The sequence below is a fragment of the Halorarius halobius genome (assembly GCF_024298865.1).
GTDB lineage: Archaea > Halobacteriota > Halobacteria > Halobacteriales > Haloarculaceae > Halorarius > Halorarius halobius.
Window position 1 is genome coordinate 2367738 of sequence record NZ_CP101161.1, and the last position, 21342, is coordinate 2389079.

The window sequence follows — 21342 nt, forward strand, 5'->3', positions numbered from 1 at the left end:
GTAGCTCCCCGGCCGGCGAAAAGGCTCCGGTCGAACCCGACACCGTTTTTCACCGGCCGGCCGACCTCCGGGTATGACCCTCCGTCTCCTCCACTACTCCGACGTGGAGAACGCCTACGACGACCCCGACCGACTCGGTCGGCTGGCTGGCACCATCGACGCCCGCCGCGACGCCGACACGCTCGTCTTCGGCACCGGCGACAACACCTCGCCGGGCGTGCTCCCCCTCCTCACGCGTGGGGGGCAGGCGCTCGACTTCTTCGAGGCGGTCGACCCCGACGCCGACACGTTCGGTAACCACGACTTCGACTACGGGCCCGACCGCGCGCTCGAACTCGTGGCGGCGGCCCCCCAGCCGTGGCTCTGTGCGAACGTCGTCCGCGACGGCGACACGTTCGGCGCGAGCGTCGGCGTCCGCCCGTGGCAGGTGTTCGAGCGGGGCGACACGCGCGTCGGTGCGTTCGGGCTGGTGACGCCCCGGACCGCCTCCATCAACCCCAACACGGGCGACGTTCGATTCACCGACCCCGTCGCCGCCGCCGAGGAGGCCGTCGCCGCCTTGCGGGCCCGCGACGTCGACTACGTGGTCTGTCTGTCGCATCTCGGTCGCACCGACGAGACGCTCGCGGCCAACGTCGACGTCGACGTGGTGCTGGGCGGCCACAACCACGCCGAGCGGGTCGAACGGCTGGACGACACGCTACTGACGCGGCCGGGCGTCAACGGCGAGATACTGCTGGAGGTGACCCTGCCCGACCGCGAGGTCACCCGTCACGTCGTCGCCGAGGGACCGGTCGACGAGTCGGTGCGCGAGCGGTTCGAGGCGCGGATGGCCGAGGCGGGCGTCGACGAGGTGGTCGCGCACGTCGACGACCCAATCGAGCGGACGGAGACGGCCTGCTTCCGCGGCGAATCCAGGGTCGGCAACTTCGTCGCGGACGCCTACCGCTGGTACGCCGACGCCGACGTGGGCCTCCAGAACTCCGGGGGCATCCGCTCGGGGCCGTCGCTCTCGGGCGACGTGACGGTCGGGGACCTCATCAGCCTCATCCCGTTCGACGAACCGCTGTCGGTCGCCGAGATGACGGGCGAGGAACTCGCCGCGGCGTTCGCGCAGGGGGAGGGTGCCCGCCTCTCGTTTGGCGAACCGGAGTGGTGGCACGCGCACGTCTCCGGGGCGACCATCGAGTACGACCTCTCGGCGGGCGAACTCGTCGCCGCGACGGTCGGGGGCGACCCTATCGACCCCGACGCCACCTACCGGGTCGCGCTCGCGGACTACTTGCTCCACAGCGACGACGAGTTTCCCGTCCTCGAGGAGAGCCACCGCGCCGAGGCGCTCGAGACCCAGTACGAGGTGCTGGCCGACTACGCCCGCGAGACGGGTATCGACCCGTCGCTCGACGGCCGCATCCGACACACGTAGCCGACATAGTAACCTTCACCCGGGCGGCCGTCCCACTCCCGGTAATGAGCCTCGTCGTGGTGCCGGTCCGCTACCCCCTCTCCGAGCATTCGCAGGCGACGCTGGCGGAGGCTATCGACCTCGCCGGCGAGCACGACGCCGACCTGACGGTGCTCCACGTCAACCTCTATCAGAACGACCGACGGGTCAGCCGTGCGGAACTGAAGCGGGCCGTCGAGTCGGAGTTCGGCCACCTCGAGGGCGTGCGCTACGTCGTCCGAGCCGGCTTTCTCGTCGAGGAGACCATCCTCGACGAGGTGGCCGCCGAGGGGGCCGACTACGTCGTCATCGGGCGGAAGCAGGCTTCGCGCTGGCGGCGGATGGTCCGTCGCCTCGTCGACGACCCCGACGTCGAGGCGTTCCTGCGGCGTGAACTCGACGCGAAGGTGGTGACGGTCACTCCCTCGTAGGGTCGCCGTCGGGTGGGTCGACCGGGCCCCGCGGTCCCTCCACGTCCGCGTCGCGCATCGACACCTGCAGTTCGCCGCTCGTGTCGTCGAAGTAGAGATGCGAGTGCGGGTACGCTATCTCCACGTCGGCGTCCTCCATCAACTCCCAGAGGTTCGTCTGGACGGCCGACCGGACCGTCAGCAGTTTGTACGGCTCCGTCACCCAGTAGCGGAGCCGGAGGTTGACGCCGTGGTCCGCGTAGCTCTCGATGTAGCAGGTGGGCGCCGCCGGGTAGCGGGCCCCCCCGATGCGGATGTCCGGACCGCCCTCGATGACGGTGTCGACGCGCCGGGCCGCCTGCTCGATGACGTCGCGCGCCTCCGCGATGTCCGACTCGTAGGTGACGAGCACGTCGAGTTCCAGCCGCGTCCGGGAGTCCTCCGCCGAGAAGTTCACCACGTCCCGGTCCCGCATCGAGCCGTTCGGGACGATGAGAAACGTGTTGTCGAGCGTGAATATCTTCGTGTACCGGAGCGTGATGTCCTCGACGAACCCGAACACGCCCCGCTCGGAGAGATGTATCATGTCACCGACCTCGTAGGGGCGTTCCGAGAGCACGAACAGGCCGTTGATGACCGAGCCGATGATGGGTGCGAGGATGAAACCGAGCACCAGCGAGAACACCGACAGCGAGATGGCGAGGTCGCCGATGCCGACCCCGAAAAAGGCGAGGCCGACGAACGCCGCGGAGACCACTATCAGTCCCTGGATGGCCCGCAGGACCGTCCGGGTGACGCTCGGCCGGCGGAACCGGCGGGCGATGCGCCTGCCGAGCAGTTGCCGGGCGAGCCTGGAGACGTAGTAGGCGACGACCAGCAACACGACCGCCGCGACCAGCCGGTAGGCGGCCGTCGGCACCGCACCGGGGAGCCAGCCAGGGCGTGGGAGCCCCGTTCCGGCCGCCGTCGTGTTGCCCGCCTGAAGCATATCCGCCTCGTCGCGGCCCCCGTGAAAAAGGGTTGCGTTGCACCGGGCCGACCAGCTAAGTAGCTGTACGTCGACCACGGCCGCATGGCCGCCGACCCATCGTTCCGGGTGAGCCACGACGCGACCGCCTCCAACACGCTGTTGTGTGGGTTCGCGGAGTACGGCCTCGCGGGACTCACGGCCGCGGATTACCTCGTCGAGCAGTTGGAACTGGAGAAGGTCGGCCACATCACGGTCGACCAGCTACCGACCATCACGCCGTTCGAGAACGGCACGCCGCGACACCACACGCGGCTGTTCACCAGCGACGCGGTCGACCTCACGGTGCTCGTCGGCGAACTGTTCGTCCCGCCGTTCGCCGCCGACCCGTTCGGCGACGCGGTGCTCGAGTGGGCCGAGGACGCCGGCTCCGAGGAGGTGGTCGTCCTCTCGGGTGTCCCCATCGCCCACGGCCCCGACGACCACCGACCGTTCTACATCGCCTCGCCCGACTACCAGTCGACCTACGACCTCGCGGCCGCCGACGTGACGCCGATGATGGGCGGGTTCCTCGACGGCGTGAAGGGTGCCGTCGCGGGCCGGGGCATCGACTCGCCGCTCCGGACCTGTGTGTTCACGACGCCGACACACCCGCAGGCGCCCGACGCGGAGGCCGCGCTCCGCCTGCTCGGTGCCGTCGACCGGGTGTACGAACTCGGTCTCGACACCGGCCCGCTGGAGACGTTCGCCGCGGAGGTGTCCACCTACTACGAGGAACTCGCCGAACGACTCGCCGACCAGGAGGAGGAGCGACCGCTCTCGGACGACCGGATGTACATGTGACGGTACGCGGGGGTCCCACTGGGCTCGACTCCGGCAAGGGCGTGCGAAAAACAGCGCCTGCTCCTTTCGGCGCTCACTACCTTCCCCCGGCGGATGCCGTCTCGCGTACGGAGCGTGTAGTGGTCGACTTAGCGGAATCGGAGGGATGAGGCAGGATCACTGGACAGTGATATCAGCGGGCGGGGACTCGCCGTCGGCTGGGGACGCTTCGGCTCGGAGCGTATAGCCGATCGCCAGGAGGGCAAGGGCCTGCCCGCCGCCGAGGACGAATGGTGCCCACGTCGGGGTTGTGGAGCCCAGTGTCGCCACCCGAACCATGTTCACCACGAATACGCCGGCAGGTGCCAGCAGCAGGACACCGACGCGCCGGGACCACGTCGATGTCTTGAGGCATGTACCTCCGGCGGTGAGGAATCCAAGGACGATTCCGAGAAGCAGGAGCAGTTGGAGGGGAGCCAGCGACGCTGGCGGCTCGCCCGCGACGCCGACGAGCGGAAGGAGATTCCCCGCGGTCGTTATCGTGGCTCCCACGAACCCGAGCGCAGCGAAGACGGCAGTCGCGTCGGCCAGCCGTGGACTCCCGTCGGAGAGCGCAGGATACAGTCCGAGCAGACCGGCGAACGAGAGGGCCCATCCGGCTGGACCGACCACGTCCTGCACGACTTCCGAACTCGTTTCAGTGAAGGCGAAGACGGCCCAGAACCCCGCGAACACGACGAACAACCCCCCCGCGAGGAGGAACAGCGTCGAACGCCACGGTTCCAGCCACGTGAACGGCGGTTTGGTAGATATTGACACACGCGGACGAATCATCACTCATATAAAAATTTTCCTATATATAGGGCGTGGACGTACTGTCCTCGTGGCCGATCTCGTGTGGTCCGCCCGGGACGTTCGACGAATCCCGGCCCGTCTTGACGAACTCGGGGGATGGCCCCCCGGCCGCACTGCTCGAACACATAAACCACCCGGCACAAGAGGCCGGAGGCGCTATCGGGCCCGAACCCCTACCACCGTCGATGAGCCGACCTGAATCTCCGTCGAGGCCAGCGCGACCGAAGGGTACGCTGTTCTGCCCGACGTGTGGCCACGAGAGCGGCCTCGACGGCGACTGGATAGCGGTCGAAGGCGGTACGCTCGTCTGTCCCGACTGCGGTGCGGTCGTCGTCGCCCAGCCCACCTTCGGCGTGCCCGCCTAGAGCGTCTCCCGTCCCTCGTCGGTGACGACGCTGTCGACGAGGTGGACCGGCGTCGCGTCGTACGCGGGGTTCTCGACGGCGAACCCCTCCGCCGGTTCGCGCATCACCTCCGCGGGACTGCGGAACTCGTTTTCGAACGCGAAGCCGCCGCTCTCGATGACCTTCGAGGAGGAGCCGACGACGTGGACCGGCACCGCGAGTTCGCTGGCCGTCGCGGCGATGGGGAACGTGCCGATGCGGTTGTAGTAGGTGTCGTCGACGATGCAGGTCATCCCGAAGGCGGCGAAGTCACAGTCGTCGAGCACGTGGCCCGCCGCGCCGTCGACGACGAGCGTGGCGTTCACGCGGTCGACGCCCGCCAGCGTCCGGACGGTCTTGCGGCCGAGATAGCGGGGCCGCGCCTCGGTCACGTACACGTCGAGGTGTGCGCCGTCGCGGGCCGCGAGTTCGATGGCCTCCAGCAGGGTCGTCGAGTAGTCGTGCGTGAGCACGGTCGCGCCGTCGGTGAACAGTTCCCTAGCGTGCTCGGCGGCGCGGCGTTTGGCCGTCTCCACCTGCTCGACGACGGCGTCGATGGTGTCGTCGGTCAACTGCTTGGCCGCCGCCACGTCTTCGGGGTCGGCCTCGCTCACGGTACTGACGATGTCGTGCTGGGTGGTGTGGAGCGACGCGTGGGAGGGGTTAGCTCGCCGCAGGGCGTTGGAGTTCCGCTCGAGGTCGCGGACGTACTCCTCGACGGTCGGATACTCGCGGTCGAGCAGTTCCCGGAGCGCCTCGGCGGCCTTCACCGCGACCACCGACGAGGAGTGGGTCTGCATCTCCTCGATCTCCGCGACGGTCTCGTCGATCATACCCGGGCGCTCGCTCGCGGCGGCCAAAATCCTTCTGGGTCGCGGGACGGATGTGGAACCGTGAACGTACACGAACGTTCACGGAAAACGCCGGACGCGAGCGGGGTCAAGTCAGAAGGCATAAGAAGCGAGCGTCGTCACGTCCGAACATGGCGAGTTGTCTCAACTGCGAATCTTACGTGTCGGAACAGTACGTGAAGGTGTTCGCCCCCGACGGCTACGACAGCGTCCGCGTCTGCCCCCACTGTGAGGACAAGATGCGCGACGGCAACGGCGTCCGGGAGGCGCGCGCGCCCCGCCAGCAGTAACGTTCCGACCGTTTTTCCGCGTTCGCTCGACGCCCGTCAGCCGCCGGTTGAGGCGTCCTCCCGCTCCGGGAGCAGTCGCTCGGCCAGCGCCGCGAGTCGCTCGTACGCGAGGTTGACGTACAGGCCCGAGACGAACGCCAGCCCCGCGACCAGCGCCGGTGTGGATTCGGCCCCGCCCAGTATAAGGTCCGCGAGGAGATAGGTGCCGGTCGACAGCGGTATCGCCGCCGGCACCCGGAGGTGGTACTGGACCACCGTGAGCGGCGTCCGGTCGAACTCGCGGATGAGCGCCGTGAACACGAAGCCGAACGCGCCGAGCACGCCGAACGCGTACACCTGCCAGGGGACGGCCACGTCGAACGCGTTGCCGGTGTCCAGTGCGGTCAGCAGGCCGTCCGGCAACGCGCCCCTGAACAGCGTAGTCGTTCCGGCCGCCACAACAATCAGCACCAGCACGTCGACGACGAGGGTCGCCACCACGGCCGGCGAGCGGTACCACCGCGACGGCTCCCGGCCGGTCGCCTCCTCGCCCGGTGCGGTCGCGGACTCCTCGGACGCGCGGTGTCCCATACCCCGCGCTCACGCGGCGTTCACATCACTCTTTGGTGGGAAATCGACGCCTCGGGCCGGCCACGACCGCTCAGAGCGTCCCGGCGCTCAGCCCTTGATGTTGCAGACGGGGAACGTCCGGGCCACCTTGTCGCCGATGCCCAGCGCGTCGCTCACGCGGACCACCTCGTCGACGTCCTTGTAGACGCCGGGCGCTTCCTCCGCGATAGTGGCGCCCGACTGCGCTTTCACGTACACCTGTTGCTGTTCCCGCAGGTCCGTCTGCACGTCGCCGCCCCAGAACTCGTTTTTCGCCTGCGTCCGGCTCATCAGCCGACCGGCACCGTGGGCCGTCGACCCGAACGTCTCGGCCATCGACTGCTCGCCGCCCCGCAGGACGTACGAGCCCGCCCCCATCGACCCGGGGATGATGACCGGCTGACCAGTGTCGCGGTAGGCGGCCGGGACTTCGGGCCGGCCGGCGGGGAACGCCCGTGTCGCGCCCTTCCGGTGGACGAACAGTTCGCGCTCCTCGTCGCCAACGTCGTGGACCTCCTTCTTGGCGATGTTGTGAGCCACGTCGTACAGCAGATGCATCTCCATCTCCTCCCACGAGCGGTCGAACACGTCGGCGAACACGTGCCGCGTCCGGTGCATGATGAGTTGGCGGTTCACCCACGCGAAGTTGATGGCCGCACACATCGCGCGATAGTACTCGTCCGCGAGTTGGGAGCCGGCGGGTGCCGCGGCGAGTTCCTTGTCCGGCAACTGCGAGAGCAGTCCCTGGTGGGCCTGCTCTATCTCCCGCAGGTAGTCGTTGCACGTCTGGTGGCCCAGTCCCCGCGACCCGCAGTGGATGAGCACGACTATCTGGTCCTCCGAGAGGCCGTAGGCGTCCGCGACGCTCTCGTCGAAGATGTCGGTCACGCGCTGGACCTCGAGGAAGTGGTTGCCCGACCCGAGCGACCCCAACTGGTTCATCCCGCGGTCCTTCGCCTTCTTCGAGATGGCGCCGGGGTCGGCCTCGGGGCGGTAGCCCTCGTCCTCGCAGTGTTCGAGGTCGTCCTCGATGGCCCAGTCCTGTTCGAGCGCGTAGTCCATCCCCCTGTCGAGCACCTGCTCGACCGTGTGGCGGTCGCCCTCGACGACGCCACCGCCGCCGAGCCCCGACGGGATAGCCTCGAACAGCGCGTCGACGAGTTCCTCCTCGTGGCCCCGGAGGTCGTCGTAGACGAGATTAGTTTTCATCATTCTGACGCCGCAATTAATATCGTAGCCGACCGCTCCGGGCGAAATACAGCCGTCTTCGGTGTCGATGCCTGCGACGCCGCCGACGGGGAACCCGTACCCCTGGTGGCCGTCGGGCATGCAGAGCGCGTACTTCCGGATGCCCGGGAGGTGCGTGGTGTTGCGCAACTGCTGGAGCGTCTTGTCCTCGGCTATCTCCTCCAGCAGGGGGCGACTGGCGAGCACGCGCGCCGGGACGCGCATGTCGCCCTCCTGTGGCATCTCCCAGACGTGCTCGCGGACGCGGTGCAGGGTGAACTCGCCCGCCTCGAAGGTGTCGCTCATGCCCGAAGGTGGGCTAGCCGCGCCGGAATAGCTTTCGCTACTGCGGGGTCAGACGTCGAACACGACGTACGCCTCCCACCCCTCGTCGGTCTCGTCGAGGCGCATCTCGGAGTAGGTGACGGCCTTCACTTCGCGGGCGTCGACGGCGTCTAGGGGCACGCCGTGGGCGTACCCCTCCAGTATCCACTCGCCGCGGAAGTGGACCTGCGCCTCGTGGTCGGCGGGCAGGACCTCGCGGACGTCGCGCTGGTAGATGAGTTCGTCGAGATACTCGAACAGGAGCGCCTCCCGCGATTCGGCGTGCGCGGTGACGGGGAACCGCTCGCCGGCCGCTGGGACGTCGTCACACATCGCGGCGGTCAGGCCGTCAGCGACGGCCGCGAACGCCGCACCGAGGCTGTCGCCGCGCGCCTCGACGGCCACGTCGGCGGTGTGCTCGACGAGTCGGTAGCTACTCGTCATCGTCGTCGCGCCCGGCCTCCTCGGCGGGCGTGCCGGCGGTCGATTCTCGGACCCGCTCTTCCCGTCCCGACGCCTCCGCCGGGGTGGTCTCGGTCGCGCCACGGTCGTCGGCGTCACGGCCGACCTCGGCGGGGACCGTCTCGGAGACGTCGGGAGCGGGGTCGTCGCGCTGTCGGTCGGCTATCTTCTGGGCCGTGTCGGCGTGTTCCGGCGAGACGTTGCGGTCGTACTCGTCGAGTCTGTCGTCGGGGTCGTGGGGCGCGGCCGTCCTCTCTCCCCGCGAGAGCTGTTGGCCGACCTGTTCGACCTCGCCGATCTGTTTCATCTCGCCGGGCGTGAGCCCGCGGAACTCGGGGTCGTCCTCGCCGATTGCGACCCCCGAGGTGACGATGGAGCGAATCCCCTGTTCGACGCTCATATCCACGTCGGTCACCCGGTCTTTCGAGACGTGGATGACGAACCCGCCCATCACCGGGTTCGGCGCCATCGGCATGAACAGCGTCACCATGTCCTCGTGGCCGGTGTCGGTCTCGATGACGCCGGGCGTCTCGGTGGTCTTGAACGCGACGACGTACGAGTCCTCGGTTGGGTACTCGACCAGTTTCACCTCCTGGAAGCTGTCGGTGTCGGAGTCGAGGATTATCTCCGACATCTCGTTGAACGAGCTGTAGACGCCACCGATGCCCGGTACCGACGCCATCAGGTCGTCGAACGTCTCGCTGAGACCGTCGCCGCGCGCGGAGAACTCCGCAAGGAACCCGAGCACGAAGATGACGGCCACGAGTATCAGCATCGTGACCGCCTGGATGAGCGCCGTCTGCGTGGTGTCGGCGACGAACGGCAGTCCCCTGATGGCTTTCGTGACGAACCCCAGCCGCGAGGAGATGAAGTTGAGGACGAACCCGAGGATGAGAAGCGTCACCGCAAGCGGGAGGATTATCGCGGTGCCGGTGATGAGCGACTGTCGGACCAGCTCCGTCGGGGTACGTCTGGCGACCGGCTCGGCGTCCGCGTCGGCCCCCTCGAACTCCTCTGGCCTCCCTGCCATACTCCATGCTCACGGCGGATTCGTGAAAGCGTTGCGGCCGGCGGCCGGCGCTTCGAGCCACGAGCGGGGCGCAGGAACTATATTCGCCGCCTCGCTACCGGTACGGTAGTGAGTGTCAACATCGAACTGCGCGTCATCGGCCGGGGGGACGAGGACCTGGTCGGCGACGCGTGGGACCTGAAGGAGCGCATCCGCGCGGAGGAGGGGGTGTTGCGCCAGCGGCGGGGCTTCTTCACCGACGCCTATCGGCGCTCCACGGTGTACGCGCTGATCGAACCCGGCGCCCGCGACACGCTCGTCGGGTTCGCCGCCACGCGACGCGACGGCTACATCCTGTTTCTCGCCGTCCATCCGGACTACCGCGGGGAGGGGTTCGGCCGTCGACTCGTCGCGGAGGTGGCAGACGATTACAGCAGTGTCACCTGCCACGCCCGCACGACGAACGAAGCCGCGCTCGACTTCTACGAGGAGGTCGGCTTCGAAATCCAGCGCCGGGTCGACAACTACTACGAGGACAACGGCGACGCCTACTATCTTCGGCTGGGCGAGAACTCGCTGAAGGAGAAGCTTTCTCGGTTCATGCGGCGGTAACGCCTCTCTACGGCCGATAAAGCGACGTAGCTCCGCGTCGAAGCCGCGGGCATGCACGTCCTCGTCCCGATGGATTACTCGGAGTTGTCCGAGCGGGCGCTGGAGACCACCTGCTCGCTGCATCCCGACGCCGAGGTGACCGTCCTCCACGTCATCGACTTCCGGACCAGCGACCTCGGCCCCGGGGGGTGGGGTGAGTCGCCGACCACGTGGGACGACTGGCTCGCGGAGTCGCACGAGCACGCCGACCGCCTGTTCGAGCGTGCGCGGGCCATCGCGGCCGACCACGACGTCGACATCGACACGGCCACCGCCGTCGGCGAGGACGCCCGCAGTATCGTCGAGTACGCCGAAGAGCACGACGTGGACCTGATAATCATGGGGAGCCACGGCCGGTCGTTGCCCGCCCGGATACTGCTGGGGGGCGTCTCAGAGAGCGTCGTCCGGCGGGCCCCCTGCCCGGTGATGGTCGTCCGCTGACTCACCGGAGGGCCGCGAGCGCGTCCATCGCGCGGTCGACCCGCTCCGTCTCCGCGTTGTACCCCATGTGCCCGACCCGGAGCACGTCGTCGGCGTGCTCGCCGATACCCGTCGCCAGCACCACGTCGTGCTCGTCGGCAAGGGTGCGCTGGAGCCGCTCGGCCTCCCCGGGAACGTGGAACGCGGTGACCGTGGGCGACGCGCGCGCGGCCGGCGGGAACAGCTCCAGCCCCATCTCGCGGCCCCGCGCCCGGCAGTGCTCGGCGACGCGCGCGTGCCGGTCGTGGACCGCGTCGAGCCCCTCGTCGAGCAGGCGGTCCAGCGACGCCTCGAGCGCGTTCAGGTTCGACACTGGCGGCGTGTACGGCAGCAGCGTCGGCTCGCCTGATTCGAGTTCGACCTCTCGCCACGGCTCCAAACTCAGGTAGAAGCTGTCCTGTGGCGTCTCGTCGACTCTCGCCCACGCGCGGTCGCTGACCGACAGCGTGGCGAGGCCGGGGGGCGAACTGAAGCATTTCTGGGAGGCGCCGAGACAGACGTCGATGGCGTCGACGGGGACGGGTGCGCCGCCCAGCGACGAGACGGCGTCGACGACGGTGACGACGCCGGCGTCGTCCAGCACGTCGAGCGCGGCGCCGAGATCGTTCAGCAGGCCGGTCGGCGTCTCGCAGTGGACCATCGTCGCCACCGCGGGGTCGTGCTCGTCGACCAGTCGTGCCACGTCGTCGGCCGCGAACTCCTCCGCGGGGTCGACCTCGTGAACCACGGGGTCGCCGCCGTGGGTCTCGACGAGGTCGGCGAACCCGGCGCCGTAGACGCCGTTGGCCAGACACAGCACCGTCTCGTCGGGCGCGACGAGCGAGGCGACGGCCGCCTCCAGGCCGAGCATCCCTTCGCCACCGAGCACGACGACGTCGTCGTCGGTACCGTACACGTCGGCGAGTTTCTCCAGCAGTCGGCGGTAGTCGTCGGTGAACGCGGCCTCCACGTCCGGATTCACCGGCTCGCGGGCCAGCGCCTCCCGAACCTCCGGGGGGAGCGCCGTCGGCCCGGGCGTCATCCGCAGTCGTCCGTCGGTCATACGCCGAGTTCGAGGGCCGCCGGCGTAAATCTCCCGCGACCACGGGAGCCAATACCCCTCCCCCGGTACTGGGGGCATGCTCGGCAAGGTTCCCCCGGACGCGCTCCGGGAACTCGTGTTGTCTCGGACGGGCGCGCCCGACGACCGGGTCCTGCAGGGGCCGGCGTACGGCGAGGACACGGCGGCCGTCTCGCTGGGCGAGGAGACGCTGGTAGTCAACACCGACCCGCTGTCGCTGGCGGTCGAGCGGGTCGGCACGCTCGCGGTCAACGTCGCCTGCAACGACGTGGCCGCCTCGGGCGGCGTCCCGGCGTGGCTGACCTGCGCCGTGTTCCTCCCCGGCGACGCCGACCCGCTCGACGAAATCACCCGACAGCTCGACGAGACGGCCCGCGAACTGGACGTGGCTATCGTCGGCGGCCACTCCGAGTTTCTGCCCGCGCTGTCGACGCCGCTTCTGGTCGTCACTTGTCTCGGCCTCGCCGACCGGTACGTCCCGACCGGCGGCGCACGCCCCGGCGACCGCCTCGTCCTCGCGGGAAGCGCGGGCATCGAGGCCACCGCCATCATCGCCACGGACTTCCGCGAGCAGGTGGCCGAGACCGTCGGCGCCGAGACGCTCGCGGCGGGCGAGGCCTGCTTCGACGACGTGAGCGTCGTCCTCGCGGGCCGGACGCTCGCGCCGTACGCGAGTGCGATGCACGACCCGACCGAGGGCGGCCTCGTGGACGGCCTGTTCGAGATGGCCGCCGCCGCGGGCGTCGAACTCGACGTGGACCGCGACGCCGTCCCCGTGCGGGGGGCGACGGCGAAGCTCTGCGCGGCCGTCGGCGTCGACCCCCTGCGGACGTTCGGGTCGGGTGCGCTCGTCGCGGCCGTGCCCGACGAGGACACCGCGGCGGCGCTGTCGGCGCTCGACGAGGCGGGCGTCGAGGCGAACGTCGTCGGGACGGTCCGCGCGGCCGATTCCCCCCGCGTCAGGCTCGACGGCGAGACGGTCACGGAGCCGGGCCGCGACCAGATGTACGCGCTCTGGGAGTGACCGGGGCGTAAGCGCGGCGTACCGGTCCGGGTCGAGCGGAAGGATAGCCTTTTCCGCTGGTACGCCGTGGCTACCACAGCATGGACGAGCGGACGCGCGAGTACCTTCGGGGGCGGTTCGGCGACCACTACCGCCGGAGCGACATCGAGGGCCCGCCCGCGGCCAACGAGCGAGAGTGGGGCCACATCCCCTTTACCGCCGGGTCGGGGACGACGATGGTGCGCCACCAGTCGTGGCTCGACGTCACCGGCGGGTCGTCGCTCTCGGAGTTCCTCGCGCGGGAGGCACCGCGCCACGTCTACTTCTCGGCGGGCCGGTACCGCGACCCCGGCGCCGGCCGGATGAGCGAGAAGGGGTGGCGCGCCTCCGACCTCGTCTTCGACCTCGATGCCGACCACCTGCCGGCCGTCGACCCCGAGGCGGACTCGTATGCGGAGATGCTGGAGACGTGTAAGGACGCCTTACTGCGGTTGCTCGACTTCCTCGAGAACGACTTCGGCTTCGAGGACCTGACGGTGGTGTTCTCGGGCGGGCGCGGCTACCACGTCCACGTCCGCGACGAGGGCGTCCGCGACCTGGACCGCGAACAGCGAAACGAGATAGTCGAGTACGTTCGTGGCCCGGACATCGCGTTCGAGGACGTCGTGCGGACCGAGGCCGTCGCCGGGATGGGGCTGGAGAACCCCACACAGAAGCGCACGCTCCCGACCGACGGCGGATGGGGCGGCCGCACCCACCGACATCTGATGGAACTCGTCGAGCAGGTGCGCGAGTTGCCCGAGCAGGAGGCGCTCGACCGCCTGCGGGAGTTCCCCCGCATCGGCGAGGGGAAGGCCTCGGCGGCGTACCGCGCGGCCACGGAGAACTACGAGCAACTGGCGGCGGGCAACGTCGACGTCCACCCCGCGGTCGTGAGCATCGCCAAACTGCTGTTCGAGCGGACGCTCGAACGCGACGGCGCGCCCATCGACGAACCGGTGACGACGGACATCAACCGGCTGATTCGCCTGCCGGGGAGTCTCCACGGCGGCTCCGGCCTCGAGGTCACCCGCATCGACCGCGACGCCGTCGACGCGTTCGACCCGCTGGTCGACGCAGTACCGGGGACGTTCGCGGACCACGACATCGCGGTGCGGGTGACGGAGCCCGGCGAGGTGGAGTTCGACGGCGAAACCCTTACTTACTCGGCGGGTGAGCATCAGGTCCGAGAAGCCCTGGGCGTGTTCATGATGGCACGGGGGCGAGCGGAGAAGGCCAAACGATGAACCTGGACGAACTACAGAGCGTACAGAGCCGGGAGCGGCAGGCCACCAGCCTGCAGAACCTCCGGTCGTCGTTCTACCAGGAGGCCGGCGAGTTCATCCAGCAACTCATCCGCGAGCGCGACCGGACGGCCGAGCGCGCCGACGACCCCTTCGCATCGCCCGAGGTGCGGCGGCTCACCGACGACGTCGAGACCGCAAAGAGCACCGTCGAGGCCATCTACGAGCGCCGGGTCGGCAAGGTGGTGAAGATGGCCTCAATCGCCGCCGCGGACATGCCCACCGACGACGAGGGACTCACCGCCGAGGAGCGGGAACTGTTCGACACGCTCGTCGCGGAGATAGAGGCCAACCGCGCCCACGTCCTCGACGAGGTACTCGAGGGCGAGGGTTCCGACCTCTCGTGTGCACGCGGCGCGGGGCGCGACGGGTCGACGGCCGACGCGAACGAGCCGACGGAACAGACGCCCGACGCCGCCGCGAGCGCCGCTGAGGAACTCGGCATCGACCCGACGCCCGACGAGGGGGTGAACGCGCCCGTCGACGCCGCCGACATGATGGGCAGTGGCGACGAGGCACCGGACTCGGCCCGCGACGGCCCCGAATCGCCGCCGACAGACACCGCGGCGGCCACGCCGGGCGCCGACGACGCCAGCGCCGACGCGACGCCGGCGGACCCGACACCCGCGGAGTCGGCCGCGGCCGCCGACCGGACCGAGGTGCCGCCTGACGCCCCGCCCGAGGCGCTCGACGCCGGCGGCTCGACGGCTGACTCCAGGCCGGACGACCGCGACGACGGCCGCGACGACGGCCGCGGCGACGAGTCGGGCGCGAACGACGGCACGGACGTCGAGCGCACCACCGTCCAGGTGTTGCAGGACGTCGGCGAGATATTCGGCGTCGACGAGCGGACGTACGACCTCTCTTCGGACGAGGTGGTGACGCTCCCGGCGGCGAACGCGGAGCCGCTGGTCGAGCGCGAGGCGGCCGAACGCCTCGAGTAGCCTCACGCGGGCAGGAACACGTTGACGACGGCGACGACCAGCCCCGCGAGCGCCATCCGTGCGGCCGCGACGTACCAGCGCTGGCCGGAGATGGAGCCCATGTACGCGCCGAACGTGCCGAGCACGCCGACGCCGAGCGCGACCGCGACGAGGGCCGCCTCGACCATCCCGAGAAGCGAGCCCTCCAGAAGGAACGGGCTCAGCGGCACGAGGATGCCGACGAGCGGGCCGGCGCCGCTGGCGAGCGCGTGCAGGAGGCGGGCGCTCGCACCCTCGCGCTGGATGCGGGTGTCGTCGAGGTCGGTGAGCATCGCCCGCTCGATGCGGCGTATCTCCGCGCGGGTCTCGGCTCGCTCTATCTCCCAGACGCTCCAGACCGCCGAAGTACAGAGCCCGACCGCCGCCCCGAGGCCGATTTTCACGACCGTCGCACCGTCGGGGACGCCCGACAGCACCGCGCCGACGACGACGCCGATGCAGGTGAGCGTGCCGTCGAACCCGTTGGAGATGAAGTAACGGCGCGCGATGGAGCGGACGTCGCCCCGCCCGAGCACGTCCGCCAGTCGGTCGCGGGTCGAACTCATCCCTAATCCTGTGGCGTCCGGCGGTCCTTGACGACGTACTCGCCGCAGGCCACCTGGTCGACCGAGTGGACGGTGCCGCCGAGCGTCTCGACCCTGTCGCGGACGGCGTCGTAGTCGAGTTCGTCGCCCTCGACGGTGAGCTTCACGTTCTGGACCTCCTGGTCGAGTTCGATGAGCGAGCCGCTGGCGCCCGCGACGCCGCCGAGGTCGGCCACGCGCTCGGTGAACTCCAAAAGCGGCGGGTCGTGGGGTTTCAACACGTCGATGACGAGTCGCCGGACCTGAGCCATGCGTCCCTTCTCAACGCCGATGCCCAAAAGCGGTGGTGCGGACGCCGACGAGCGTCACACCAGCAGGAACGTCGGCAGATACAGCAACAGACAGACGACCGCGGCCCGGCGGTCGATGCCTTCACGCCAGTAGAACAGCCCGAGGACGACCAGCGAGGCGGCGAACATGTACGCGATGGACGCCTCCAGCGCGGCCACGTCGGCGACGACCACGTCGAAGAAGAGGGCGCCGACGCCCAGCGAGAAGACGGGGTCGGTGATGTTGCTCCCGAGGATGGAGCCGACGGAGATGCCGCCCTGTCCCTCGTGGGCGGCGATGCCCGCGACGACTATCTCGGGCATCGTCGTCCCGAGACCCGTCAGCAGGCCGACGAGATACTCGGGGACGCCGAACAGCCGTGCGAGCGTGACGCCGTTGGTCACCATCAGTTGGCCGCCAACGACCACGAGCGCGAGGCCGCCGACTATCCAGGGCACCGCCTCCCGGGGCGTCGTGCCGGGTTCGATGAGTTCCTCGGCGATTTCCTCGCCGCCCTCGTTCGAGTAGAGCGTGTAGACGAACTGGGCGTACGCGAGCATCATCAGGAACCCCTCGCCACGGCCGACGACGCCGTCGTCGAGCGTCAGCACCATGATTATCATCGCCAGCACCATCGCCGTCCCGTAGACGAGCACGTTCCGGCGCGGCGTGACGAACGGCGCGACGAACGCGACGACGGCCACCGCGAGCGTTATCTGGGCCGTCTCCGAGCCGACGATGTTGCCGACCACCAACTCGCCCGCGCCGTAGTAGGCCGCGTAGACGGAGGTGACCATCTCGGGGACGGAGGTGCCGACGGAGACGAGCGTGACGCCGATGAAGAAGGGTGAGACGCCGTAGAACAGCGCCAGGTCGCCGGCCGCGGTGACGGCGCGGTCGGCTCCGGCGACAAGCGCCGCAAGCCCCCCGAGAAACAGCAGGAGTTCGACCAGCATCGGCCGCAACGTCACCGTCCGGTGCCCTAATGGTTCGGTCGGTCGAGCAGGCGGCCCGCGGCGGCGGCAAGCAGGGCGTTGACCGCGAGGACGGCCGCGACGGCGGCCCCGATGCGGACCCACCCCGAGAGCCCGACCGCCACGAGACCGAACGGGCCGGACAGCGGCGTGTACAGGAGCGCGGCCTGAAGCGCGAGCGACGACGCGACCGCCGCGAGGAGCCACCGGTTCGACAGTGCCGACTGGCCGAACCGGTGGCGGATGACCTGGATGATGCCCATCTCCGCGACCACGAAGAACGTGAACAGCAGGGTCTGGGCGCGGCGGAGCGACCCCGTCGCGGCGAGCGTGTCGAAGAACAGCGCCAGCCCCGCGACGGCCACGGTGGCCCCGATGGTCAGCACCGAGACGGCCACCTCGCGGTCGATGACCGAGGCGCCGGCCTCGCGGGGCGGCCGGTCGAGCACGTCCTCCGCGACTGGGTCGACGCCCAGCGCCAGCGCCGGCAGGCCGTCGGTGACGAGATTTATCCACAGTAGCATCACCGGCGTCAACACTAGCGCCTCCGGGTCGCCTGCGAACGCCTGGGGGAACAGCAGGCTCCCCAGCAGGACGCCGACGAACACCGTCAGCACCTCGCCCGCGTTCGCGGACAACAGGAGGTTGACGAACGTCTGGATGTTGTCGAAGATACCTCTGCCCGCGGCGACGGCGTCGCGGATGGTGGCGAAGTCGTCGTCCTGAAGGACCATGTCCGACGCCTCCTTCGTCACGTCCGTCCCGCGGACGCCCATCGAGATGCCCACGTCGGCGTGCCGGAGGCCGGGCGCGTCGTTGACGCCGTCGCCGGTCATGGCGACGGTGCGGTCGTTCGCCTGGAGCGCCTCCAGCACGCGCACCTTCTGGTCGGGCGAGACGCGGGCGAACACCTCCACTTCCTCGACGGCCTCGCGCAGTTCCGCGTCGTCCATCGCATCGAGGTCCGGCCCGGTCAGCGCGCCCGCGGGGTCGAACCCCACCTCCCTGCCGACGGCGCGGGCGGTGGCGAGGTTGTCGCCGGTGACCATCACGACCCGGATGCCAGCGTCCCGGCAGTCCGCGACGGCCTCGCGCACCTCTCCGCGGGGCGGGTCGAGCATCCCCTGCAGGCCGAGAAACGTCAGCCCCGACTCCAGCCGGTCGGCGTCGGCGTCCGGGTCGACGCCCTCCCGGCGGGCAAACCCCAGCACCCGGAGCGCGTCGCCCGCGAACGACTCCGTTGCGGCCAGAATATCGCGGCGCCGGTCGTCGGTCAGCGGCTCGCGCTCGCCGTCGACCAGCACCGAGCCGCACCGCTCCATCACCGTCTCCGGTGCGCCCTTCGTGTAGCAGACTGCGTCGTCAGCCTCGCGCACGACGACGCTCATCCGTTTGCGGGCCGACGAGAACGGCACCTCCCGCAGTCGCTCGGCGTCGCCGTCGACGCCGGCCTTCGCCGCCGAGACGACGAGCGCCACCTCCGTCGGGTCGCCGAAGTAATCCCGGTCGTCGTTCTCGGGTGCCCGCTCGGCGTTGTTACAGACCGCGCCACACCGGAGCAGGGGCTCGAGCCGCGCGGGGTCGACCTCCGTGCCGTCCTGCCGGAACGTCCCCTCGGCTCGCAGGCCCGTCCCGGTCGCCTCGAACTGCTCGCCGCCGAACCAGAGTCGGGTCACAGTCATCTGACTCTCGGTCAGGGTGCCGGTCTTGTCGGTCAGTATCGCGTCGACGGCGCCGAGACTTTCGATGACCGACAGCCGCCGGACGAGCGCGTTGCGGTCGGCCATGCGCTGGGCGCCAAGCGCCAGCGTCAGCGTTACGACGGCCGGCAGGCCCTCGGGCACGGCCGCGACCGCGAGGGTGATGGCCGTCAGCGCGATGGTGACAGGGCCGGCGGCGGTCAACAGCAGTTGGACCACGGCGAGCAGGCCGACGAGCGCGACGACGCCGGAGCCGACCCGTCGCCCGAGGTCGTCCATCTCGTGCTGGAACGGCGTCGTCTCCCGTTCGGCGGCGGCCATCGTCGCCGCAATCTCGCCCATCTCTGTGTCCATCCCCGTGGCGACGACGACGGCCCGCCCGCGACCGGCGACGACGGTCGTGCCCGCGTACACGGTGTTCGTCCGCTCGGCCAGCGGCGTCTCCTCGGGGAGCGTGTCGACCGACTTCGAGACGGGCGTGCTCTCGCCGGTGAGCGCCGCCTCCATCGTCGACAGCTCCGTCGCCTCGACGAGGCGAGCGTCGGCGGGCGCCGCGTCGCCCTGTTCGAGCAGGAGTACGTCGCCGGGCACGACGGCAGTTGCCGGCACCGCCACGCGCTCGCCGTCGCGCAGGACGGTGGCCTCGGGCGTCGCCATCTCCCGCAACCGCTCCATCGACTTCTCGGCGCGGTAGTCCTGCACGAACCCGAAGACGCCGTTGCCAAGCAGGATGAGCAGGATGAGCCCCGCGTCGACGTAGTTGGGCGACTCGCCCGGGAGCAGACCGACGGCCAGCGACAGCGCCGCCGCCACCACGAGCAGGGCGATGAGCGCGTCGCGGAACTGCGTGACGAACAGCGCGAGCGGCGAGACGCCGTCCTCGCCCGCGAGTTCGTTCGGGCCGTACGCGTCGAGGCGACGCCCCGCCTCCGCGCTCGACAGCCCCGTCGCGTCGGTGTCGAGGCGGTCGTACACCGTCTCCAGCGGCGCCGCGTGCCACTCGGGAGCCCCCGCTGGCCCGCCGCGTGGCTCGGTCCGCAGGTCGCCGTCTGCCATCAGTCGTCCGGCGACCGCCGGTGGCTCGCACGACCGACGCGCGGAACGGACATGGGGGAATCGTCCACGTCGCTCCGCTTAGCTCCTGTCCCGTGGCTCGACGCAGTCGATGGCCATGTCCGTGCATACTCTGGTGGTTGATATGGCCGAATGTACGCACGGATTCGTGGGGTTGATTACGGCCGACGCCCGACGCTCCGGTAATGACCGAGGTCATCGACGGCGACGCCGTCGCCGCGGACGTTCGGGACTCGCTCGGGGACGCTATCGAGACGCTGAAACGCGAGGGCGTCACGCCGGGGCTGGCGACCGTGCTGATGAGCGACGACCCCGCAAGCGAGACGTACGTGTCGATGAAACAGCGGGACTGCGAGGAGGTCGGCATCGACGGCGTCCACGTCGAACTCGACACCGACGCGCCCGCCGCCGACCTGTACGACGCCATCGAGGACCTGAACGCGGACGACGATGTCCACGGCGTCCTCGTCCAGAGTCCGCTCGTCGAGCAGGTGGACTCGCGGGAGGCGTTCCGGACCGTCGCCCCGGAGAAGGACGTCGACTGCTTCCACCCCGAAAACGTCGGCCGGATGGTTGCGGGCCACGAGCGGTTCAAGCCCTGTACCCCGCACGGCATCCAGAAACTGTTCGAGCACTACGACGTGGAGACGGAGGGCGCGGAGGCCGTCGTCGTCGGCCGGTCGATGATAGTCGGCAAGCCGATGGCGAACCTCCTGATTCAGAAGTCCGACCTCGGCAACGCGACCACCACGGTCTGTCACTCCCGCACCGGGGACCTGGCGGCGCACACCCGCGAGGCCGACATCGTCGTCGCCGCGGCGGGCGTCCCGGAGTTCATCGACGGGTCGATGCTCAAGGAGGGTGCGACGGTCGTCGACGTGGGTATCAACCGCGTCGACGCCGACACCGAGAAGGGGTACGAACTCATCGGCGACGTCGAGTACGAGTCCGCGAAAGACGTGGCGGGCAAAATCACGCCCGTGCCGGGCGGCGTCGGTCCGATGACCCGCGCGATGCTGCTGTGGAACACGGTGAAGGCGGCCAGCGAGCAGACGGGCGTCGACGTCGAGATGCCGTGACGCCCGAGCAACTCCTCGCCGAGTGGGACGGGGCGGCCCGCTTCGAGGAGACACACGAACTGTCGGCCGCCGAGTGGGCGGCCGGCCGGAGCCGCGACGACCTCGCTCGCTGGGGGGTGGGCGCGGCCGTCACCGACGCCGAGGGGCGGGTGCTTCTGGTCCGTCAGCGTGGCCAGTGGATGCTCCCGGGGGGGATGCTCGAACCGACGGAGAGCCATGCCGCGGGCGCCGCGCGCGAGGTGGAGGAGGAGACCGGCGTGCCCGTCGAGGTGACCGACCTCGGGGCCGTCGTCGAGCAGACGTTCGAGCACGCCGAGACGGGCGAGACGTTCCCGTTCGCGTTCGCCGCGTTCCGCGCGACGCCCGAACACACCCGAGTCGACGACGACCCGGGGCTCGCGGACGAGTCCATCGAGACGGCGGCGTGGCACGACGCCCTCCCCGCCGACGTCTTCCAGCGCGAGATGGTCGAGACGGTGCTGGAGGGCTGAACCGACCGACATTTCCCT

The 21342-nt window shown here is 69.8% G+C and carries 24 protein-coding genes; 12 read left to right on the forward strand and 12 right to left on the reverse strand.

Features of this window, described 5'->3' with window-relative positions; translation table 11 throughout:
• Nucleotides 1-73: 73 nt before the first annotated feature.
• Nucleotides 74-1426 (forward strand): bifunctional metallophosphatase/5'-nucleotidase, encoded by a 1353-nt coding sequence (locus tag NL112_RS12585; protein WP_255149188.1) that lies wholly within the window; start codon nt 74-76, stop codon nt 1424-1426.
• A gap of 44 nt (nt 1427-1470) precedes the next feature.
• Nucleotides 1471-1875, forward strand: coding sequence for a universal stress protein (locus NL112_RS12590; RefSeq protein ID WP_255149189.1), 405 nt, complete (start codon nt 1471-1473; stop codon nt 1873-1875).
• Here NL112_RS12590 and NL112_RS12595 read toward each other — a convergent pair.
• On the reverse strand, nt 1862-2842 hold the full coding sequence (locus NL112_RS12595; RefSeq protein WP_255149190.1) for a mechanosensitive ion channel family protein: 981 nt from the start codon (nt 2840-2842) through the stop codon (nt 1862-1864). The two genes, NL112_RS12590 and NL112_RS12595, sit on opposite strands and share 14 nt — an antisense overlap.
• 84 nt (nt 2843-2926) lie before the next feature.
• Between NL112_RS12595 and NL112_RS12600 the strand changes: the two genes are divergently transcribed.
• Nucleotides 2927-3664: a proteasome assembly chaperone family protein gene (locus NL112_RS12600; protein WP_255149191.1), complete on the forward strand. Its 738-nt coding sequence runs from the start codon at nt 2927-2929 to the stop codon at nt 3662-3664.
• Between the two features lie 156 nt (nt 3665-3820).
• Here NL112_RS12600 and NL112_RS12605 read toward each other — a convergent pair whose 3' ends face one another.
• Complete coding sequence (locus NL112_RS12605) at nt 3821-4462, reverse strand: hypothetical protein (protein WP_255149192.1); 642 nt, start codon at nt 4460-4462, stop codon at nt 3821-3823.
• Between the two features lie 221 nt (nt 4463-4683).
• Between NL112_RS12605 and NL112_RS12610 the strand changes: the two genes are divergently transcribed.
• Entirely contained in the window at nt 4684-4863 is a 180-nt protein-coding gene (locus tag NL112_RS12610; RefSeq protein WP_255149193.1) for a phage terminase large subunit family protein, read from the forward strand.
• Here the strand turns inward: NL112_RS12610 and NL112_RS12615 are convergent.
• Nucleotides 4860-5714 (reverse strand): eIF2B alpha/beta/delta subunit family protein, encoded by an 855-nt coding sequence (locus NL112_RS12615; RefSeq protein WP_255149194.1) that lies wholly within the window; start codon nt 5712-5714, stop codon nt 4860-4862. The two genes, NL112_RS12610 and NL112_RS12615, sit on opposite strands and share 4 nt — an antisense overlap.
• Before the next feature lie 149 nt (nt 5715-5863).
• Between NL112_RS12615 and NL112_RS12620 the strand changes: the two genes are divergently transcribed.
• Entirely contained in the window at nt 5864-6022 is a 159-nt protein-coding gene (locus tag NL112_RS12620) for a DUF7563 family protein (RefSeq protein ID WP_255149195.1), read from the forward strand.
• A gap of 36 nt (nt 6023-6058) precedes the next feature.
• Here NL112_RS12620 and NL112_RS12625 read toward each other — a convergent pair whose 3' ends face one another.
• The 4 genes from NL112_RS12625 to NL112_RS12640 all read right to left on the reverse strand — a co-directional run bounded on the left by NL112_RS12625 (nt 6059) and on the right by NL112_RS12640 (nt 9653).
• A complete protein-coding gene (locus NL112_RS12625) occupies nt 6059-6592 on the reverse strand; it encodes a hypothetical protein (RefSeq protein ID WP_255149196.1) in 534 nt (177 codons plus the stop codon).
• An 87-nt stretch (nt 6593-6679) separates the two neighbouring features.
• Nucleotides 6680-8143: an RtcB family protein gene (locus NL112_RS12630; RefSeq protein ID WP_255149197.1), complete on the reverse strand. Its 1464-nt coding sequence runs from the start codon at nt 8141-8143 to the stop codon at nt 6680-6682.
• Between the two features lie 48 nt (nt 8144-8191).
• Nucleotides 8192-8605 (reverse strand): archease, encoded by a 414-nt coding sequence (locus NL112_RS12635; protein ID WP_255149198.1) that lies wholly within the window; start codon nt 8603-8605, stop codon nt 8192-8194.
• Nucleotides 8595-9653, reverse strand: a complete 1059-nt coding sequence (locus NL112_RS12640) for a DUF502 domain-containing protein (RefSeq protein WP_255149199.1) — start codon at nt 9651-9653, stop codon at nt 8595-8597. Before NL112_RS12640 ends, NL112_RS12635 begins: the two co-directional genes overlap by 11 nt.
• Nucleotides 9654-9761: 108 nt before the next feature.
• Here NL112_RS12640 and NL112_RS12645 point away from each other — a divergent pair, with 108 nt between their 5' ends.
• Together NL112_RS12645 and NL112_RS12650 are read left to right on the forward strand one after the other, a co-directional pair.
• Nucleotides 9762-10244, forward strand: coding sequence for a GNAT family N-acetyltransferase (locus tag NL112_RS12645; protein ID WP_255149200.1), 483 nt, complete (start codon nt 9762-9764; stop codon nt 10242-10244).
• A gap of 51 nt (nt 10245-10295) precedes the next feature.
• Nucleotides 10296-10724, forward strand: a complete 429-nt coding sequence (locus NL112_RS12650; protein WP_255149201.1) for a universal stress protein — start codon at nt 10296-10298, stop codon at nt 10722-10724.
• A 1-nt stretch (nt 10725) separates the two neighbouring features.
• On the opposite strand, the gene NL112_RS12655 is transcribed toward NL112_RS12650, so the two are convergent.
• Nucleotides 10726-11805: a pyridoxal-phosphate-dependent aminotransferase family protein gene (locus NL112_RS12655; protein ID WP_255149202.1), complete on the reverse strand. Its 1080-nt coding sequence runs from the start codon at nt 11803-11805 to the stop codon at nt 10726-10728.
• A gap of 76 nt (nt 11806-11881) precedes the next feature.
• Between NL112_RS12655 and NL112_RS12660 the strand changes: the two genes are divergently transcribed.
• The 3 genes from NL112_RS12660 (at nt 11882) to NL112_RS12670 (ending at nt 15113) form a co-directional block, all read left to right on the forward strand.
• Nucleotides 11882-12847, forward strand: a complete 966-nt coding sequence (locus tag NL112_RS12660) for an AIR synthase family protein (RefSeq protein ID WP_255149203.1) — start codon at nt 11882-11884, stop codon at nt 12845-12847.
• A gap of 80 nt (nt 12848-12927) precedes the next feature.
• A complete protein-coding gene (gene priS / locus NL112_RS12665; RefSeq protein ID WP_255149204.1) occupies nt 12928-14112 on the forward strand; it encodes a DNA primase small subunit PriS in 1185 nt (394 codons plus the stop codon).
• A complete protein-coding gene (locus NL112_RS12670) occupies nt 14109-15113 on the forward strand; it encodes a hypothetical protein (RefSeq protein ID WP_255149205.1) in 1005 nt (334 codons plus the stop codon). Before priS ends, NL112_RS12670 begins: the two co-directional genes overlap by 4 nt.
• 2 nt (nt 15114-15115) lie before the next feature.
• Here the strand turns inward: NL112_RS12670 and NL112_RS12675 are convergent, their stop codons facing one another.
• From NL112_RS12675 to NL112_RS12690, 4 genes are read right to left on the reverse strand one after another with little or no spacing between them, the layout of a single operon-like run.
• Complete coding sequence (locus NL112_RS12675; protein WP_255149206.1) at nt 15116-15697, reverse strand: VIT1/CCC1 transporter family protein; 582 nt, start codon at nt 15695-15697, stop codon at nt 15116-15118.
• Between the two features lie 2 nt (nt 15698-15699).
• Nucleotides 15700-15987, reverse strand: a complete 288-nt coding sequence (locus tag NL112_RS12680; protein ID WP_255149207.1) for a DUF211 domain-containing protein — start codon at nt 15985-15987, stop codon at nt 15700-15702.
• A gap of 54 nt (nt 15988-16041) precedes the next feature.
• Nucleotides 16042-16962, reverse strand: a complete 921-nt coding sequence (locus NL112_RS12685) for a sodium:calcium antiporter (RefSeq protein ID WP_255149208.1) — start codon at nt 16960-16962, stop codon at nt 16042-16044.
• Between the two features lie 26 nt (nt 16963-16988).
• A complete protein-coding gene (locus NL112_RS12690; protein ID WP_255149209.1) occupies nt 16989-19736 on the reverse strand; it encodes a cation-translocating P-type ATPase in 2748 nt (915 codons plus the stop codon).
• 203 nt (nt 19737-19939) lie between these two features.
• Here NL112_RS12690 and NL112_RS12695 point away from each other — a divergent pair, with 203 nt between their 5' ends.
• Both NL112_RS12695 and NL112_RS12700 read left to right on the forward strand, forming a co-directional pair.
• Nucleotides 19940-20833, forward strand: coding sequence for a tetrahydrofolate dehydrogenase/cyclohydrolase catalytic domain-containing protein (locus NL112_RS12695; RefSeq protein WP_255149210.1), 894 nt, complete (start codon nt 19940-19942; stop codon nt 20831-20833).
• Nucleotides 20830-21324 carry an NUDIX domain-containing protein gene (locus NL112_RS12700; RefSeq protein WP_255149211.1) on the forward strand — a complete coding sequence of 165 codons (495 nt, stop codon included), beginning with the start codon at nt 20830-20832 and terminating at the stop codon, nt 21322-21324. The genes NL112_RS12695 and NL112_RS12700 overlap by 4 nt, the downstream gene beginning before the upstream one ends.
• Nucleotides 21325-21342 lie beyond the last annotated feature (18 nt).